Annotated in this window: 16 protein-coding genes; 12 read left to right on the top strand and 4 right to left on the bottom strand. The window is 63.1% G+C overall.

Annotated elements, in window-relative coordinates:
* Positions 1 to 3: 3 nt before the first annotated feature.
* Positions 4 to 822: a polysaccharide deacetylase family protein gene (locus V3587_RS12060; RefSeq protein WP_283376474.1), complete on the bottom strand. Its 819-nt coding sequence runs from the start codon at positions 820 to 822 to the stop codon at positions 4 to 6.
* Between the two features lie 122 nt (positions 823 to 944).
* On the opposite strand from V3587_RS12060, the gene V3587_RS12055 reads away from it, so the two are divergent.
* The 3 genes from V3587_RS12055 (at position 945) to V3587_RS12045 (ending at position 3,691) form a co-directional block, all read left to right on the top strand.
* Positions 945 to 2,474, top strand: a complete 1,530-nt coding sequence (locus V3587_RS12055) for an LCP family protein (protein ID WP_283376475.1) — start codon at positions 945 to 947, stop codon at positions 2,472 to 2,474.
* 133 nt (positions 2,475 to 2,607) lie between these two features.
* Positions 2,608 to 2,814, top strand: a complete 207-nt coding sequence (locus V3587_RS12050; protein WP_283376476.1) for a hypothetical protein — start codon at positions 2,608 to 2,610, stop codon at positions 2,812 to 2,814.
* Between the two features lie 46 nt (positions 2,815 to 2,860).
* Entirely contained in the window at positions 2,861 to 3,691 is an 831-nt protein-coding gene (locus V3587_RS12045) for a crotonase/enoyl-CoA hydratase family protein (RefSeq protein ID WP_007727023.1), read from the top strand.
* Between the two features lie 107 nt (positions 3,692 to 3,798).
* Here V3587_RS12045 and V3587_RS12040 read toward each other — a convergent pair whose 3' ends face one another.
* Positions 3,799 to 4,290, bottom strand: a complete 492-nt coding sequence (locus V3587_RS12040; protein ID WP_003941181.1) for an inorganic diphosphatase — start codon at positions 4,288 to 4,290, stop codon at positions 3,799 to 3,801.
* 103 nt (positions 4,291 to 4,393) lie between these two features.
* Here V3587_RS12040 and dacB point away from each other — a divergent pair, with 103 nt between their 5' ends.
* The 8 genes from dacB (at position 4,394) to V3587_RS12000 (ending at position 12,215) form a co-directional block, all read left to right on the top strand.
* Positions 4,394 to 5,803 carry a D-alanyl-D-alanine carboxypeptidase/D-alanyl-D-alanine endopeptidase gene (dacB, locus tag V3587_RS12035; RefSeq protein ID WP_283376477.1) on the top strand — a complete coding sequence of 470 codons (1,410 nt, stop codon included), beginning with the start codon at positions 4,394 to 4,396 and terminating at the stop codon, positions 5,801 to 5,803.
* Positions 5,803 to 6,876, top strand: coding sequence for a zinc-dependent metalloprotease (locus tag V3587_RS12030; RefSeq protein ID WP_214879873.1), 1,074 nt, complete (start codon positions 5,803 to 5,805; stop codon positions 6,874 to 6,876). Before dacB ends, V3587_RS12030 begins: the two co-directional genes overlap by 1 nt.
* Positions 6,877 to 7,854, top strand: coding sequence for a tRNA lysidine(34) synthetase TilS (gene tilS / locus V3587_RS12025; protein ID WP_283376478.1), 978 nt, complete (start codon positions 6,877 to 6,879; stop codon positions 7,852 to 7,854).
* 3 nt (positions 7,855 to 7,857) lie between these two features.
* Positions 7,858 to 8,412 carry a hypoxanthine phosphoribosyltransferase gene (gene hpt / locus V3587_RS12020; RefSeq protein ID WP_020906068.1) on the top strand — a complete coding sequence of 185 codons (555 nt, stop codon included), beginning with the start codon at positions 7,858 to 7,860 and terminating at the stop codon, positions 8,410 to 8,412.
* Between the two features lie 99 nt (positions 8,413 to 8,511).
* The gene (locus tag V3587_RS12015; protein ID WP_030534814.1) at positions 8,512 to 8,889 is read left to right on the top strand and encodes a PH domain-containing protein; all 378 of its coding nucleotides are present in this window, start codon (positions 8,512 to 8,514) and stop codon (positions 8,887 to 8,889) included.
* An 89-nt stretch (positions 8,890 to 8,978) separates the two neighbouring features.
* Positions 8,979 to 11,429 carry an AAA family ATPase gene (locus V3587_RS12010; RefSeq protein WP_283376479.1) on the top strand — a complete coding sequence of 817 codons (2,451 nt, stop codon included), beginning with the start codon at positions 8,979 to 8,981 and terminating at the stop codon, positions 11,427 to 11,429.
* On the top strand, positions 11,426 to 11,782 hold the full coding sequence (locus tag V3587_RS12005; protein WP_234036725.1) for a hypothetical protein: 357 nt from the start codon (positions 11,426 to 11,428) through the stop codon (positions 11,780 to 11,782). Before V3587_RS12010 ends, V3587_RS12005 begins: the two co-directional genes overlap by 4 nt.
* A 271-nt stretch (positions 11,783 to 12,053) precedes the next feature.
* A complete protein-coding gene (locus V3587_RS12000; protein ID WP_172436580.1) occupies positions 12,054 to 12,215 on the top strand; it encodes a hypothetical protein in 162 nt (53 codons plus the stop codon).
* Between the two features lie 72 nt (positions 12,216 to 12,287).
* On the opposite strand, the gene V3587_RS11995 is transcribed toward V3587_RS12000, so the two are convergent.
* Positions 12,288 to 13,697, bottom strand: coding sequence for an acyl-CoA synthetase (locus tag V3587_RS11995; RefSeq protein ID WP_283376480.1), 1,410 nt, complete (start codon positions 13,695 to 13,697; stop codon positions 12,288 to 12,290).
* A gap of 28 nt (positions 13,698 to 13,725) precedes the next feature.
* The gene (locus V3587_RS11990) at positions 13,726 to 15,066 is read right to left on the bottom strand and encodes an SLC13 family permease (RefSeq protein WP_124568969.1); all 1,341 of its coding nucleotides are present in this window, start codon (positions 15,064 to 15,066) and stop codon (positions 13,726 to 13,728) included.
* Between the two features lie 99 nt (positions 15,067 to 15,165).
* On the opposite strand from V3587_RS11990, the gene V3587_RS11985 reads away from it, so the two are divergent.
* Positions 15,166 to 15,813, top strand: coding sequence for a FadR/GntR family transcriptional regulator (locus V3587_RS11985; protein ID WP_283376481.1), 648 nt, complete (start codon positions 15,166 to 15,168; stop codon positions 15,811 to 15,813).
* Positions 15,814 to 15,958: the final 145 nt, after the last annotated feature.

Here is a 15,958-nt window from a genome sequence, read left to right as displayed (position 1 = left end):
GCGTCACGGCTTCAGATACACATCGTTGAGCGTGACCGTCCGCAGGTTTCGGCTCCGGATGATGTCCACCAGTTGCGGATACACGTGGGTCACGGGCAGATAGTTGAGGTGTCCGATCACTATGGCCCCCGGATTGAAGTACTGGTTCGCCATTTGGAGGATGTACTCCTCGGTGATCAAGGAAGAATCCGACAGTGACCCGAACCAGAGGGTGGGCACGGTGTAGCCGACGCTTGCGGCCACGGAATCGACTGTCGCGTTGTGCCTTCCGTACGGCGGTCGAAAGTACGGCGCCGCGTCCACACCGTAGGTGTTGCGCAGGAACGTTCCGTTCTTCGTCAGCTCGTCGGCGATCTGCTGCTTCGACACGGACGTCAGATCCGGGTGCGAGTAGGTGTGATTGCCGAGCTGAATTTGTCCGCTCTCGACCAGCGGTCTCAGAAGTCCGGCGTTTTCGGTCCACGAGTTGTATTGCCCGTTGACGAAGTACGTCAAACGGATACCGGTGTCTTTTGCGAACTGTGTGTAGAGTCGCACGACTTCGGAGCTGGCCCCGTCGTCAACCGTCAGGGCGAGCAGATCTCCGCCACCTGGCAGGGCGGTCAACGATCCGCCACCGGGCAGTGGCACCCGGGCAGACGGCGGTGGAGGCGGCAACAAGGCGGGCGGCAGATCGGGGACAGGCGCGGGGGCCGCTGGTTCGTCGGCTGCGGCGACCGCCGTCCCGACCGAACGTGACGAACAAGCGGTTCCCATGGTCACCGCGGCGGTTCCGGTCAGGGTTGCTGCTGCGAGGGCACTGAGGAAGCGTCGGCGGTCCACAGGGCGGAGCCTAGAGCAGATTTGCCCAATTCGGACTTCATTCTCAGCGTTCTTTCAGCGAATGACCAGCTGTGTCCGGTATCGACAGGTTCTACTCAGGAACGGTGGATAGCGTGTCGGCCGTGGAACCGCGACCTCGACACTCGGCAAACAGGCACAGGCGTAGGCGTCAACCGCAGCGGTCGACGCTCTCGGTGGGGCGCAAGCTGGCGGCCGCCTCCTTGTCGACGACAATTCTGGTGGGCGTCGGAATCGGGTGGTACGTGCAGTCGGATCTCACGTCGGGGCTGTATCGATCGGACGCGCTCTCCGCTCTCGGTGACGACGCCGGCAGTTCACCAGGCGGGGATACCAACATCTTGTTGATCGGGCTCGACAGTCGTAAAGCGATGGACGGCAGCGATCTGCCGGCAGAGTTCGTCACCGACAAGTTGCATGCGGGGGACAGCGACGTGGGTGGGTACAACACGAACACGCTTATCCTGCTCCATGTTCCGGGCGACGGCGGCAAGGCCAGTGCGGTGGCGATCCCACGCGACGATTACGTCGCGGTGCCCGGCTACGGAATGGCCAAGATCAAGGAAGCCTACGGAATGGCGAAGGCTGACGCGGACGCCAAACTCGTAGCGGACGGTGTGACGGATCCTGCTGCGCGAGAACAGCAAGCACGGGAAGTCGGAAGGCGCTCGACATTGACCACCGTGCAGAATCTGCTCAAGGTTCCGATCGATCACTTTGCCGAAGTGAACCTGATGGGCTTCTACGACGTCGTCTCGGCTATCGGCCCCGTTCAGGTGTGCCTCAACAATCCGGTGCAGGACGACTTCTCGGGTGCCAAATTCCCGGCCGGGGTTCAGACTCTCGATGCGTCACAGGCGCTTTCGTTTGTCCGTCAACGCCACGGTCTCGACAACGGGGACTTGGATCGCACCCATCGGCAACAGGCATTCATCAGTGCGGTGATTGCCAACCTGAAGGGCTCCGGCGTCATCGGCAACATTCCGAAGATGACGGCACTCGCCGACGTGGTGAAGAAGGACGTGGTGATCGATTCCGCCATGGATCCCGTCCGATTCGCTTCTCAGGCAAGCGCTCTCGCGGGTGGGAACATCGACTTCTACACCCTGCCGATCGAGGGATACGAGACCGTCGACGGCCAGGACGTCAACACGGTCGATCCGGCGCGTCTGCGTAGTGAAGTGTCGAGGATCTTCGCGGGAGGCGACTCTGCGTCTGCCCCTGCGATGGACACCGCGATCTCGACCGGGAACGAAGTTGTGGACATCCGCAACGGAACCGCGACGGACGGGTTGGGCGCCGCGTTGGCGTCGGAGGTGAAAGCGTCGGGAGTCGAAGTCGGCGAGGTGAGCACCGCACCTCCGACGGCAAAGTCGGTGGTCAGCTATGGGGCCGGCGCCAAAGCTGTCGCAGAGGCGCTGGCCGAGCAGTTGGGTGTGGTCGCGGTGTCGAACGAGCAGGCAGCGGCCGAATCAGTGTCTGTACTGATCGGTGAGGACAATGCGGAGACCGTGTTCTCGACTGCTCCGGTGCAACCCGGTCCGTCGGTATCGGCCGGGACGATTCCCAATACGGGAGCACAGGGATCACCCATCCGAGCCGACGCGAATGGCGGCATCCCCTGTGTGGACTAACTCTCAGGTAATTCGCACGAAACTCACGCTGACTTCTTCGGTCTGCGGGTCTACATTGGAGAAGTCGAACTCAGTCGGGTACTTCACCTTTGGGGTACCTGACTGAGATTGCGTAGTTGAAAGGATCACCGACATGGCTACAACAGCAGCGGTACAGAATCCGACACGCTCACGTGCCAGGACCATGTCCTTGTCCGAGTACGTGGCCGAGCATCCGGCGCAGCGCGTTTTCCCGCCGACCAGTGAGCGGGCGGCCAGGATGGCGATGCTCATCATGTTCGCCCTGATGGCCGTCACCCTCGTCGTACTGGTAATCGACGAGGCAGGAATTTTCGGATGAAGGCAGCGGTCTTCGGCTGAGCCCGACCTTTAGTTACTCTTGAGTAATGACTGAACAGAAGAGCTGGAATGCGTTCACCGTCGAGCGCGAAGACAACATCGCCCAGGTGACGCTGATCGGGCCGAGCAAGGGCAACGCGATGGGGCCGGATTTCTGGAGTGAACTCCCCGAAATCTTCGCCGACCTCGACGCCGATCCCGAGGTGCGTGCAATCGTCATCGCCGGTTCCGGCAAGCACTTCTCGTTCGGCCTGGACCTGCCGGCGATGAGCGGCGAATTCGGTGCCGTCCTCGCGGACAAGGCTCAGGCGGGCCCGCGCACCAAGTTCCACGACATGATCAAGCGCATGCAGTCGGGCATCAATGCCGTCGCAGACTGCCGCAAGCCCGTCGTCGCAGCTGTGCAGGGCTGGTGCATCGGCGGCGGCGTCGACCTGATCACGGCAGCGGACATCCGCTACGCGAGTGCCGACGCCAAGTTCAGCATCCGCGAGGTCAAGGTCGCGATCGTCGCGGACATGGGCAGCCTCGCGCGTCTGCCCGCGATCATCGGCGACGGACACCTGCGTGAGTTGGCTCTGACCGGCAAGGACATCGACGCAGCGCGCGCGGAGAAGATCGGTCTCGTCAACGACGTGTTCGAAGACGCCGACGCAGTACTGGCCGCGGCGCGCGCGACCGCCAAGGAGATTGCTCTCAACCCGCCGCTCGTGGTCCACGGCATCAAGGACGTGCTCGATCACACCCGCAGCGCGAGCGTGAACGACAGCCTTCGCTACGTCGCAGCCTGGAACGCGGCGTTCCTGCCTTCGCAGGATCTGACCGAGGCCATCACCGCCGTCTTCCAGAAGCGCCCGCCGGTCTTCCAGGGTGAGTAGAAACTGCAAGGGTGAGTAGAAACTGCAAGGGCGAGTAAAAACAGCACAAAAAATCCCCGCACATCTTCCGATGTGCGGGGATTTTCGTAAGGCCTGAGAACTCGAGCTCAGTGACCGCCGTTGGCAGCGAGACGCTTGATCGAAGCCTCGATCTCAGCCTCAGCCTCGGCGCGGCCGACCCAGTTGGCAGCCTCGACGTGCTTGTTCGGCTCCAAGTCCTTGTAGTGGACGAAGAAGTGCTTGATCGCGTCGAGCTCGAACTGTGAGATGTCACCCAGATCCTGGATGTGATCCCAGCGGGGGTCGCCGGCCGGAACGCAGAGGACCTTGTCGTCTCCGCCGGCCTCGTCGACCATCTTGAACATCGCGACTGCGCGAGCCTCGACGATGACGCCGGGGAAGACCGACTCGGGGAGCAGGACCATGGCGTCGAGCGGATCGCCGTCCTCACCCAGGGTGTTTTCGATGAAGCCGTAGTCGGCCGGGTAGCCGAAAGCTGTGTAGAGGTAGCGATCGAGTTTGACGCGACCGGTTACGTGGTCGACCTCGTACTTGTTGCGCTGACCCTTGGGGATCTCGATGGTGACGTCGAACTCCACGCCGATTCCTCGCTGTCGTGTCGGTAATGATTCGTCGGAAGGATATCGGGTCAAGGATAAGGTTGCCTGACCACCCAGTAGGCAGAGCACAGACGGAGGGGCGTTGGCGGGCCAAGGAAAGAAGAAGATCGGCTCGTTGGAAGAGAGTCGACGGCGTAACTTCCGCATCCTTCTGGCGGTCGGTGCAGTTGTTGTACTGGCCGTCGCTGGAGTTGTCGTCGTGAAACTCGGTACGTCGAACGACACTGCCGGCAGCGCGACCGTGACTACGTCGCCGCAGCCTGCTCTCGTGACGCCGTCACCTCAGGTGGTGCCCGTCCCGACGGACGCACCGATCCCGAGCGCGTCGGGAATCGCTGCGGCGATCGGCCCGGCCGTGGCCAACCCGGATCTGGGGAAGTTCACCGGAGTCGTGGCTGACGCATTGACCGGCAACGTTCTGTGGAGCGCAGACCCGTCGACGCCGATGACGCCTGCGTCCACGACGAAGGTGCTCACCGCATCGGCGGCACTGCTGAAGTTGCCGCTCGACCACAGGCTGTCCACGACGGTGGTGCCCGGATCGAGCCCCGGCCAGATCGTTCTGGTCGGCGGCGGGGATCCGACGCTGACGGCGACGCCGAAGGGGCAGAGCGGGTACTACGCCAACGCCGCTCACGTCGCGGATCTCGTCGACCAGATCAAGGCTGCCGGTACGCCGGTGACCAGCGTCGTGGTGGACTCGAGTTTGTTCAAGGGCGACAACATGGCCACCGGCTGGTTCCCCGCTGACATTGCCGCGGGCTACATCACTCCGATCGAATCGGTGATGATCGAAGGTGGTCGGTACGACGGCACTCAAGACGAGTCGCCCCGTTCGGAGACTCCCGCGTTGGACGCGGGCAAGGTCCTCGCTCAGGCACTCGGCGTCGATCCTGCCAACGTGAGTCTCGGCGCGGCGCCTGCCGGTGCCAAGCCGATCGCCACTGTGCAGTCGGCGCCGCTGAGCGACCGGCTGTTGCAGATGATGGAACATTCCGACAACGTGCTCGCCGAGACCATCGGGCGTGAGGTCGCGATTGCCTCTGGAATCGAAGCCTCGTTCACCGGAGCCGTCGACGCGACCGGTAAGACCTTGCAGGCGGCCGGGTTCGACTACAGCGGAGTTTCGCTGCACGATTCCAGCGGACTGTCCGTCGACGATCTCATTCCCGCTCAGGTACTCGATCGCGTCATGACGGCCGCGGCCGGTGACGGTGATCCGAAACTTCGTCCGCTGCTGGACTACCTTCCGGTGGCCGGCGGAACGGGAAGTTTGTCCGACCGCTACGCGTCCGGAAACCGAACCGGTGCGGGTTGGGTACGCGCCAAGACGGGAACTCTCTCGACGGCCAGCGCGTTGTCAGGATTCGTGGTCGATCAGAACGGGCGAGTGCTCACCTTCGCACTGATGTCCAATGACCGGCCGCCAGAAGTGAGCCGTCCTGCCCTGGACGCGATTGCCGGAGCATTGAGGAATTGCGGGTGCCAATAGTGGCCGAAAAGACTCCACACGATGATGAAGCCTCGGCCCCGCTCGGTGGTGCCGTCGACTGGAGTCTTGCCGCCAAAGCCGGGATAAAACTGGCGCGCGGCGGCCCCGCGATGTCTCGCTACACGGCCGAAACGGCAACCGCAGAACTCGCCGAAGCGTCCAAGCGTGCAGAACTGCCGGTTCGTGAGGTGACCGGTTTGGCCGACGGCCTACCGGTCCCGGCCGCTGACGTGCTCGACCGGGCCGGGTGGATCACGGCGGCCTCGCGGTCGATGGCGCATCTCACCGGCGCCGACCCCGACGGCAGTGGCAATCTCATCGTCGGAAAGCCGGCGGGCTTGCAGGCCGGAGCAATGCTGGCGTACCTGTCTTCGGCGATCCTCGGGCAGTACGACCCGTTCACCGGCGAGCACGGCACGCTGCTCCTGGTCACACCGAACATCGTCTCCGTCGAACGGTCCCTTCGGCTGAATCCGAGTGACTTCCGGTTGTGGGTCTGCCTGCACGAGGTCACTCACCGGGTCCAGTTCTCTTCCTCGCCGTGGCTCGCGGAGTACATGAAGGAATCCGTCGAAACGCTCGGAGCGACGGTGGACGAGTCGATGACCGACGTCGTCGGGCGCCTCGCCGCAGAGCTGCGTTCGCGGAAGGAACCCGACTCCAGTGACGGTGCGACGGCGGGCGGGATCATCGGCCTGCTGCGTGCCTCGCAGGCAGAACCCCAGCGTGACGCGCTGGATCGGATGCTCGTGCTCGGCACCCTCCTCGAAGGGCATGCCGACCACGTGATGGACGCCGTCGGCCCTGCCGTGGTGCCGTCGGTGGCCACTATCCGAGCGGCCTTCGACAAGCGTCGGCAGCGCAAGTCCAACCCCGTGCAGCGGATCATCAAGATGCTGCTCGGCATGGACGCCAAGATGGCGCAGTACGTACGCGGCAAGGCCTTCGTCGACGCGGTGGTCCTCAAGGTCGGCATGGAGCAGTTCAACACCATCTGGACCGGGCCCGAGACCTTGCCGTTGCTCGACGAGATCGACAATCCCGACGCGTGGGTAAAGCGCGTTCTCGGCTAGATGCTGCTGCCTGAGACGCCTGCCCTACTCGCGTTGCGACAGGCTGTGCGGGCGTGGACGGTCGCATACGAGCCACGACGCCGTGTGGTCGTCGCCCTGTCCGGGGGAGCCGATTCGTTGGCGCTGACCGCAGCAGCCGTGGCGGAAACCGATTCTGTCGACGCGTTGATCGTGGACCATCGACTACAAGACGGCTCCGATGCCGTCGCACGCTCGGCCGCGGATCAGGCGCTGGCGCTGGGTTGCCGGACCGCGACGGTGCTGACCGTCGACGTAGCCGATGGTGGGAGTCTCGAGGCCGCAGCGCGTGAGGCTCGGTACAACGCCCTGCGCGACGCCAGGACTGACCTCCCGGTTCTGCTCGGACACACGCTCGACGATCAAGCAGAGACCGTCCTTCTCGGACTATCCCGCGGGTCCGGTGGGCGATCGATTCAGGGTATGGCGGCATTCGACGACCCCTGGGGACGGCCGCTGCTCGGCATCCGTCGATCGGTAACCAGGGCGGCCTGCGTCGACCTGGGAATCACGCCGTGGGAGGACCCGCACAACGACAATCCCGAGTTCACTCGTGTCCGTCTGCGGCACGAGGCGTTGCCGCTACTCGAAGAAATTCTCGGTGGGGGAGTTCCCGAGGCGTTGGCCCGAACCGCGACGCAGTTACGTGAGGACGGCGAGGCGCTCGACGAGTACGCCGAGGCCCTACTCCTACGGGTTGTCGTCGACGGAGAAGTGGAAGTGGACACACTTGCCGAAGCCCCCACCGCAATCCGTCGACGCGCTCTACGGGCCTGGCTACTGCAAGGTGGCGCAAAAGCATTGACCGACAAACAATTACGCGCGGTCGACGCCCTGGTGATCGACTGGCGGGGGCAAGGCGGCGTCGCGATCGGGGGCGGAACACCGGAGGCGAGGTTGGTGGCGGCCCGGCGACGTGGCAGGCTGATCCTCGGATTCGAAGACCGACGAAGGGTTTGACGCGTGTACGAGGGCGACATCGCATCGGTACTGATCTCCGAAGAACAGATCCGTGCTCGAACGGCGGAACTGGCTGAGGACATCGCCAAGCGTTACCCGACAGGCGCCCCCGAAGGGGATCTCCTGCTGATCGGCGTCCTCAAAGGTGCGGTCTTCTTCATGACCGACTTCGCCCGCGCCCTGCCGATCCCGTCGCAGATGGAATTCATGGCCGTCAGCTCCTACGGATCCTCGACCTCGTCTTCGGGCGTCGTCCGCATCCTCAAGGACCTCGACAAGGACATCGCCGGTCGCCACGTGCTGATCGTCGAGGACATCATCGACTCCGGTCTCACGCTGTCGTGGTTGATGCGCAACCTCAAGACTCGTAACCCCGCTTCGCTCGAGGTCGTCACCTTGCTCCGCAAGCCCGACGCGGTCAAGATCGACGTCGACGTCCGGGACGTGGGCTTCGACATCCCCAACGAGTTCGTCGTCGGTTACGGCCTCGACTACGCCGAGCGGTACCGCGATCTGCCGTACATCGGCACCCTGGACCCCGAGGTCTACGGCGGCTGAGCCTGCTCGCCGGTAACACCACTGACTCGTGCACCGATAGCGTCGCTGTCGCCTTCGACCGTGGAGGCAACTTGGACGAGCACGGAGGTATCGGGCCTGATGGGTCTCATGGACGGGTTGATCGGTAACGCTGGAAAAATCGATCCCGCTGCGGCGCACCACGAATACGCACGTCTGCTCGGCCACGGCGAGCAGGTTCATGCGGCGTATCAGTTGGTTCGCGACGCATTTCTGTTCACGAATCGGCGACTCTTGATGGTCGACAAGCAGGGGCTGACGGGCCGCAAGATCGAGTACCACAGTGTGCCGTACCGGTCGATCACCCACTTCGCGGTCGAGACAGCCGGAACCTTCGATCTCGACGCCGAGCTGAAGATCTGGATCTCGGGGAACGCGACACCGATCCAGAAACAGTTCACCAAGCAGGTCGACATCTACGAAGTCCAGGCGATCCTGTCGCATTTCGTCGTGTCCTGACGGACAGCTGAGCGCCCTCGCCGCGACGTACTGTCGGTCCCATATGAAACCGTTGGGTCGGTTGGGATCGACGAGGCGAGGGAGTTCTGGTGACAACTGCCAACAGAGAAGCGGAAAGATCGCTCGACGAGGTCGTCTGGGACGCGATCGACGGAGACACGAATCTGCCTGATGCGGCGAAGTATCTCGTTCTTGCAGCACTCGAGGGTGATGATGCACTCAGCAAGCAGATCGGCGGTGCGGAACAGCTGAGAACCCGACCCGAAACCGCCGGCGGCCCAGACGAAGAACCAGTTGGGGCATTCCTTACATCCATTTCGGTCGCCGGCTTCCGCGGCATCGGGCCGAAAGCCGTTCTCGATCTGCATCCTGCGCCCGGCATCACCATCGTCAGTGGGCGCAACGGGTCGGGTAAGTCGAGTTTTGCCGAAGCTCTTGAATTTGCAGTCACCAGCTCGAGCTACCGGTGGAAAAACAAGGCGAAACTATGGGCTGACAGCTGGCGAAACTTACACAGCCCGGATCCATGCGAGGTGCGTGTCGGGCTGACCGTCGAGGGTTCCCAACCGACCGTCGTCGGCGTCGACTGGCCGATCGGTGCCACGTTGCACGACAACCAAGCGTGGACCCAGACGGGCAAGCAGAAGCGCACTGTCGGCACCGACGAACTCGGATGGAAGTCCGCCGTCGAGCTGCATCGGCCGATCTTGTCTTACGACGAGATCGGAGGGCTGGTGGAGGACAGCCCGTCGACGCTGTACGACGCACTTGCAAAGCTGTTGGGACTGGACGAGATCGCCGACGCTGAGAAGCGGCTCATCGCCGCGCTGAAGGCTGCCAAGATTCCGCGTCAGCGCGCGAATGAAGATCTGCGTCAACTCAAGCAAATCGTCGCTGAATCAGCAGACGAGCGTGCACAATCCGCCGTCACTCAGTTGAAGAAGCGGACTCACGATCTCGACGAAGTGCTTGCGCTCGCGACAGGCTCCGGCTCGGCTGTTGCTCCCACCTTGTCTGGTCTGCGCAGGTGCGCGACTCTGGCGGTCCCGCAGAAGTCGGCGATCGAGGTGGTTGTCGCCGATCTCCGGGTTGCGGTCGCCGACACCGTCGAGCACGCCGGCGATGCTTTGTCCGTAGTGGAACAGCGCAGCGATATCCTCGACAGAGCAATTCAATTGCACAGTGGCACAGGCATAATCGAATGTCCGGTATGCGCGGAGGGGGTGCTGGATGACGCCTGGGCTGCCCAATCCCGAACGCGCCTCGCGGAACAGAACAGCAAGCTGGGTAAGTATCGGCAGTCTCGGCGCGATCTTGACAACGCATGTCGGGCGGCAAAGGAATTGCTGAACGAGCTGGTACGGCTGGAATCGGTCGACGGCCAGGAATTGGAGTCGTTGACCCGGTACCGAGATTCAGTGGTCGCTGCCCAAGGTGCGCCGACCGGAGTAACCGAACTCGCCGAGCACATCGAGAAGACCTTGCCTGCGGTGATCGACGCTGCGAACGCCGTGCGCGAAGAGGCGTCGCTCGCAATCGCTGAGCAGGAAGACACATGGGCTCCGATCGCGGGTCGTTTGATGACGTGGGTCAACCTCGAGCGTGACGCACGTTTGAGTGATGACACCGTCAAAGTCCTGGATGCGGCGAAGAAGTGGGTAGCCGCCCACGCGGCAGAACTGCGGAATCAGAGACTCGAGCCGATCGCGGAGCAGGCGCGCGAGATTTGGTCGGAGCTCAGGCAGGAAAGCAACGTCGACATCGGGTCGATCAGCCTGGAAGGCAGCAATACTCGACGCAGGGCGGTGCTGAAAGGGTCGGTGGACGGAGTGCCGACCGAAGCATTGGCGGTGATGAGTCAGGGGGAGTTGCACGCTTTGGCGCTTGCACTGTTCATTCCGCGTGCGACCACACCGAACAGTCCGTTCCGCTTCATCGTTCTCGATGACCCGATTCAGGCGATGGACCCGGCCAAGATCGACGGGTTCATCCGAGTGTTGTCGAAGTTGTCGGAGACACGGCAGGTCATCGTGTTCTCCCACGACGACCGATTGGCCACCGCGATACGGCAACTTGCGGTGAATGCGCGACTGGTCGAGGTTGCACGTGAGACCGGATCGCAGGTCTGTGTCGCAGAGACACTGAACCAGGCGACTCGTTATGTGGACGACGTCCGCGCGCTGGTGCTCGACGAGAACGTTCCCGACGAGGTCAAGCGCCGAGTGGCGCCAGGTTTGTTCCGGTTGGCATTGGAATCCGCGGCGCAACAAGTGTATTACGCGAAGCAGCACAAGGCGGGCGAGAGTCGGGTCGACACCGAGAACCGGTGGACGTCGGTGAAAAAGACGAGGGACAAGATCGCGCTCGCGGTGTACGGCGATGCCGAGAAGCCTTTGTCACAGTGGCAAATTCTGCGAGAAGGGCGCAAAGCGACGCTCAACATTGCTAACGCCGGCTCGCATGTCGGGGCCGACATGTCGATCACGAGGAGCGAAGTGAATGACCTCAGGAAGACGGTCGACGGGATCCTCGCGGAATGACAACACAGATGCCGCCGGCTGTCGTGCTGCGAAATGCGGAGCTACTGCTCGATGGAAGTGTCGGTGCTGCTGGAAGTTCGGCACGGTTGGCTGCATTTCTGGCCAGGCAGGCATTGGAGGAACTGGTAGCCGAACGGTGCATCGCGCTGAATGCCGAAGCGCCGCAAGCAAGCATGCGCTCGCGATTGGTGATACTGCGTTCCCTCGACACACCGGCACGTGCCGACGCCGCAGCAATGGCATGGAACAGATTGAGCAACGTCTGTCACCACCATGCCTACGAACTTGCGCCGACCGTCGCCGAGGTGCGGCATTTGTGTGGAGTTGTTGCCGTCCTGTTGGAGAGTGGCTGACTCCAAGCTAGTTCACTGAAATCGACGAGGAGGGTGGCGAGTTCCGCGCCCACCTCGAGCTTGCCGCACTCGCTATCGCGCTCAAGAACGTGTGATCGTCCTTCAAGCCGTGGAGCACGCTCAGATGGACGAGGCCAACCCATTCGAGAGCTTTACTCGCGCGTTGAAGAGCGATCAGTAGCGAGTCTCGAAGTTGGAGTCGGGGATCGCGTCACTGCTCATGGGACTGTCCGAGTTGAGGCTTGACCGATCACACGGTGTTCGTGATTTCGTGTTCAAGTCGAGTGAGGTCGACAAGATGCTGCGGACCGCATACCTGTTGCGGGAGTTGGGAGATGGGGTCGCCATGTCGGACAACGAATCCGACGTGGCGATCGAGATCGCAAGACGGCGTGATGGATCGGTTGTCGTATTTCCCGCTCTCGCCGCCTAGTCCGACCGACCCGTACTGCAAATGAGCCTGTAACAGCCGCTGGGTTCGTCGGTGGCTGTTACAGGTCCAACCTCAGAGCGTCAGCAGTTTCTTCTGCACCTTGCCCATGGCGTTGCGGGGCAAGCTGTCGACCAGACAAACCTGGCGAGGACGCTTGTGGATCGACAGCGATTCGGCGACGAAGTCCGAAACCACTGCGCAGTCGGCTACCTCCCCGACGATGAAGGCGACTATGCGCTGTCCGAGGTCGTCGTCCGGCACACCGACGACGGCGGCCTCGTGAACCCCCGGGTACGCCAGAAGCGCCTGTTCCACCTCGCCTGCACCGATGCGGTATCCACCGGACTTGATCATGTCGACAGACTCGCGTCCGACGATGCGGTGGAATCCGCTGTCGTCGATCACCGCGATGTCGCCGGTGCGGAACCAGCCGTCCTCGGTCATGGATTCCGCTGTCTTCGAGGGGGTCCCGAGGTACTCGTCGAAGAGCACGGCTCCCGCGACTTCCAGTTGCCCAAGCTGCTCACCGTCGTGCGCCGACAGTTCACCGTTCTCGCCGCGCAACCTCGTTCTGACTCCGGGAACAGCGTGGCCGACCCAACCCGGGCGACGTTCGCCGTCGTGCGTCGTGCTGACGGTGATGAGAGTTTCACTCATTCCGTAGCGCTCGACGGGAGCCAGCCCGGTCAGCGATTTCATCCGCTCGAACAACGGAACCGGAAGTGGCGCGCTGCCGGACACGAGCAGACGCGCGGATCGCAATGCGGCTGCCGCCGAGGGATCTCCGCACACTCGTGACCAGACGGTCGGAACACCGAAATACAGCGAGCCACCCGCTGCGGCGTACGACTCCGGGGTCGGTCTGACAGTGTGAATCAGCGGTGAACCGACGCGTAAGGCGCCCAACACGCCGAGAATCAACCCGTGGACGTGGAAGAGGGGTAGCCCGTGGACGAGTGTGTCTTCCGGAGTCCAATTCCACACGTGGGCAAGCGCGTCGAGATCCGCTGCGATCGCTGCTCGCGAGAGGACGACGCCTTTCGGTGCTCCTGTGGTTCCCGAGGTGTACATGATCAGGGCGGTGGCTGCCGCGTTCGGTTCGGGATACGACGTCGACGATCGTGCGTGAATATCGATGGGGATCAACGGGATACTCGAATCCGACAGTCCTTCTCCGAGTAGCAGTTCGGCCTTCGAATCGGCGATGATGTGCTGACGTTCTAGCGGGCCGGAGTCGGGTGGGATCGGGACCACGGCAACACCGGCGATCAGCGCGCCGGTCACAGCAACCACCGTATCGACGCCGGCGGCGGCCTGTACTGCTACTCGCTGCGCACCGTGGATTCGATCGGCGACCGCGGTGGCGGCGGCCAACAGGTCGGCGCGAGAGAGGGTTGCGCCTTCGCCGAAACTGACCGCCGCTCCGTGATCGTCGAAGATGTGGGGGTCGAGGGAGCGCAAAAGTGTGGATTCGCTGTTCATCGCGAGTTCCCTTTCTTTGAGCGAAGATTCAGACGGACCATGGAACAACGAACAGCAGCCAGGCGAGGATCGGCGTCACGACCATGATGGTCATGCCCCACCGCATCGTCAGCCCGAACACCACGTCGCGTTCTTCCGGAGCGGCGTTCGCCACCACCAGTGCGCCGTTGGTCGAGAACGGACTGCAATCGACCAGAGACGACGAGATCGCCAGCGCGATGACCAGACCGGTTGCATTGACCTGACCGGTCATGAGGAATGGAATTGCCAAAGGGATGAGTGCGCCGAGGATTCCCGTGGTGGACGCAAACGCCGATACGATCGCGCCGATCAGACAGATCAAGAAGGCCGCGAGAAGTGGAATGCCCACGTGCGCTACCGAATCCCCGAGCCACTGGACGGTGTTCTGGTTCTGAAGTAGGGCCACGTACGTGACGATTCCGCCGATGAGGAGCACGGTGCCCCAGCTGATCTTGTCGACGGCTCCGCGGGCGGAGGCCGGGAAGATCAGGGTGAGGAGTACCGCGACGGTCAGTGCGGTGAATCCCACGTCGAGGTCGAAGACCAAGGCGCCGAGTGCAAGTGACGCCAGTCCGAGCAAGGTGAGTCGCCGCTCGAGATTGAGTGCTCCCTCGTGCGGAGCGGTCCCACCCGAGGACCTACCGCCACCCTTCGAGCTGTCGCCGGAACCCGAACCGGTGATGGTGTCGCCACCGCCCGACGCGTTTCCGACTGCGTTGACGAGCACGCGCTCGGAGGCGCCGCGCGCAATCAACGCGCGTCCGCCGAACGAGACGTACGCGATGGCAGCGACAACGGCCGCGGCCGCGAAGGTCGAGACGAACAGCAAGGCCGGGCTCGACGGGAGACCGTTCTGGCGCATGACGTCGTTGGTGATCACGCCGAAGATTCCGATGGGGGAGAAGCTGCCCGCCGTTGCGCCCTGGACGACCATGAAGCCCATCAGCATGGGGTGGATCCGGTAGCGGGTGGCGAAGCCCATCGCCACGGGCGCGATGATGGCGACGGCAGCGGGACTGACCGCGCCCATGGCGGTCACTGCCGCGCACACCGCGAACATCGCCCACGGCACGAGGGCCACTCGTCCTCTGACCGCCCGCACTGCCGCGTGAATGATCCAGTCGACCGTGCCGTTGTTTCTGGCCAGCGCGAACAGGTAAGTGACACCGACCAGGATGACGAAGAGGCTGGCCGGGAAACCGTCGAGGATCTCGCTGGTATCGACGGTGAAGACCAGTGTTCCGACGACGAAGGCAGCCACCAGGGCGAGTGCACCCATGTTCACCGACCTCACGGTGGATATGACGAACACCAGGACAAGTACTGACAGGGCTATGACATTTGCCATCGAACTCTCAATCCGTTCGCGACCAGCTTGTGGTCTGCATCACTTGGAATTGGCCTAGCCTCTCTGCCACTGCGCCATTTGTCAAGTACACTCCGAGGCATGAATTCGACGTCATCGCCCGGCTCGCGCTCGGGCCTGCCCGGACGATTGAAGCGTCCGCGTCTGTACGAGCAGTTGGCCGAGCACATCTCGAATTTCATCGAGGCTCAAGGTCTTTCGCCCGGCGATCGGCTTCCTCCCGAACGCAGCCTGGCTGCCGAACTCGGCGTGAGTCGCGCGTCGCTCGCTCAGGCGCTCGTTGCCCTCGAAATCCGGGGCCGAGTCGAAATCCAGCACGGCAACGGTGCAGTGATTCGTGAAGCTCCGACGCCTGACGCGGGCCGCTCTGCGGACTCGGGAGTGCGGTTGAAAGACCGAACCGTCGACGAACTGACTGCGGCCAGGGAAGCGATCATGGCCGGTCTGGCGCGGGCGGCGGCGTCGAATCCCAACGCTGCGCTGCGGGTCGCGATGCTGACCGACGACGGGACCGCGAGGAACTTCGCCGAGACGTGGCGCTGCATCCGGCACCTGGCCGGAGGTGGCTTGTTGGCTGATCTCGACGACACCATCGCCCAGCAGGCGGACGTGCCCGAATCCTCGGTTCGGCTGTCTGCGCGGTTAGATCGGCTCGCACACCGGATCATCGACGGTGACCCGTCGGGCGCCGCTGACGCTGTTGCGGGAATCCTCTCCGACACGGCCTGACGAATAACGACGGACGAGCGTCGGAAAAGCGCACGATAACCACTGTGAGCGTGTTCGCTCACGGGAAACTGTGCTGCGACGTAGCCCGGGAACCTGATCGGCAATACGCACGTTGAACACAGTGACGACCGTTCCGACCAAGCGG

It is taken from the genome of Rhodococcus sp. IEGM 1306 (assembly GCF_036541985.1).
GTDB classification, from domain to species: Bacteria; Actinomycetota; Actinomycetes; order Mycobacteriales; family Mycobacteriaceae; genus Rhodococcus_F; species Rhodococcus_F qingshengii.
Note: the sequence above shows the minus strand (reverse complement) of the source record. Positions and strands in the feature narration are given on the sequence as shown.

Bases quoted from the DNA above. Each gene is read 5' to 3' on its own strand.
- V3587_RS12045 (WP_007727023.1), top strand. From the start codon at position 2,861: ATGACTGAACAGAAGAGCTGGAATGCGTTCACCGTCGAGCGCGAAGAC.
- V3587_RS12005 (WP_234036725.1), top strand. From the start codon at position 11,426: ATGACAACACAGATGCCGCCGGCTGTCGTGCTGCGAAATGCGGAGCTA.
- V3587_RS12015 (WP_030534814.1), top strand. From the start codon at position 8,512: ATGGGTCTCATGGACGGGTTGATCGGTAACGCTGGAAAAATCGATCCC.
- V3587_RS11990 (WP_124568969.1), bottom strand. From the start codon at position 15,066: ATGGCAAATGTCATAGCCCTGTCAGTACTTGTCCTGGTGTTCGTCATA.
- V3587_RS11995 (WP_283376480.1), bottom strand. From the start codon at position 13,697: ATGAACAGCGAATCCACACTTTTGCGCTCCCTCGACCCCCACATCTTC.
- V3587_RS11985 (WP_283376481.1), top strand. From the start codon at position 15,166: ATGAATTCGACGTCATCGCCCGGCTCGCGCTCGGGCCTGCCCGGACGA.
- V3587_RS12050 (WP_283376476.1), top strand. From the start codon at position 2,608: ATGGCTACAACAGCAGCGGTACAGAATCCGACACGCTCACGTGCCAGG.
- tilS (WP_283376478.1), top strand. From the start codon at position 6,877: ATGCTGCTGCCTGAGACGCCTGCCCTACTCGCGTTGCGACAGGCTGTG.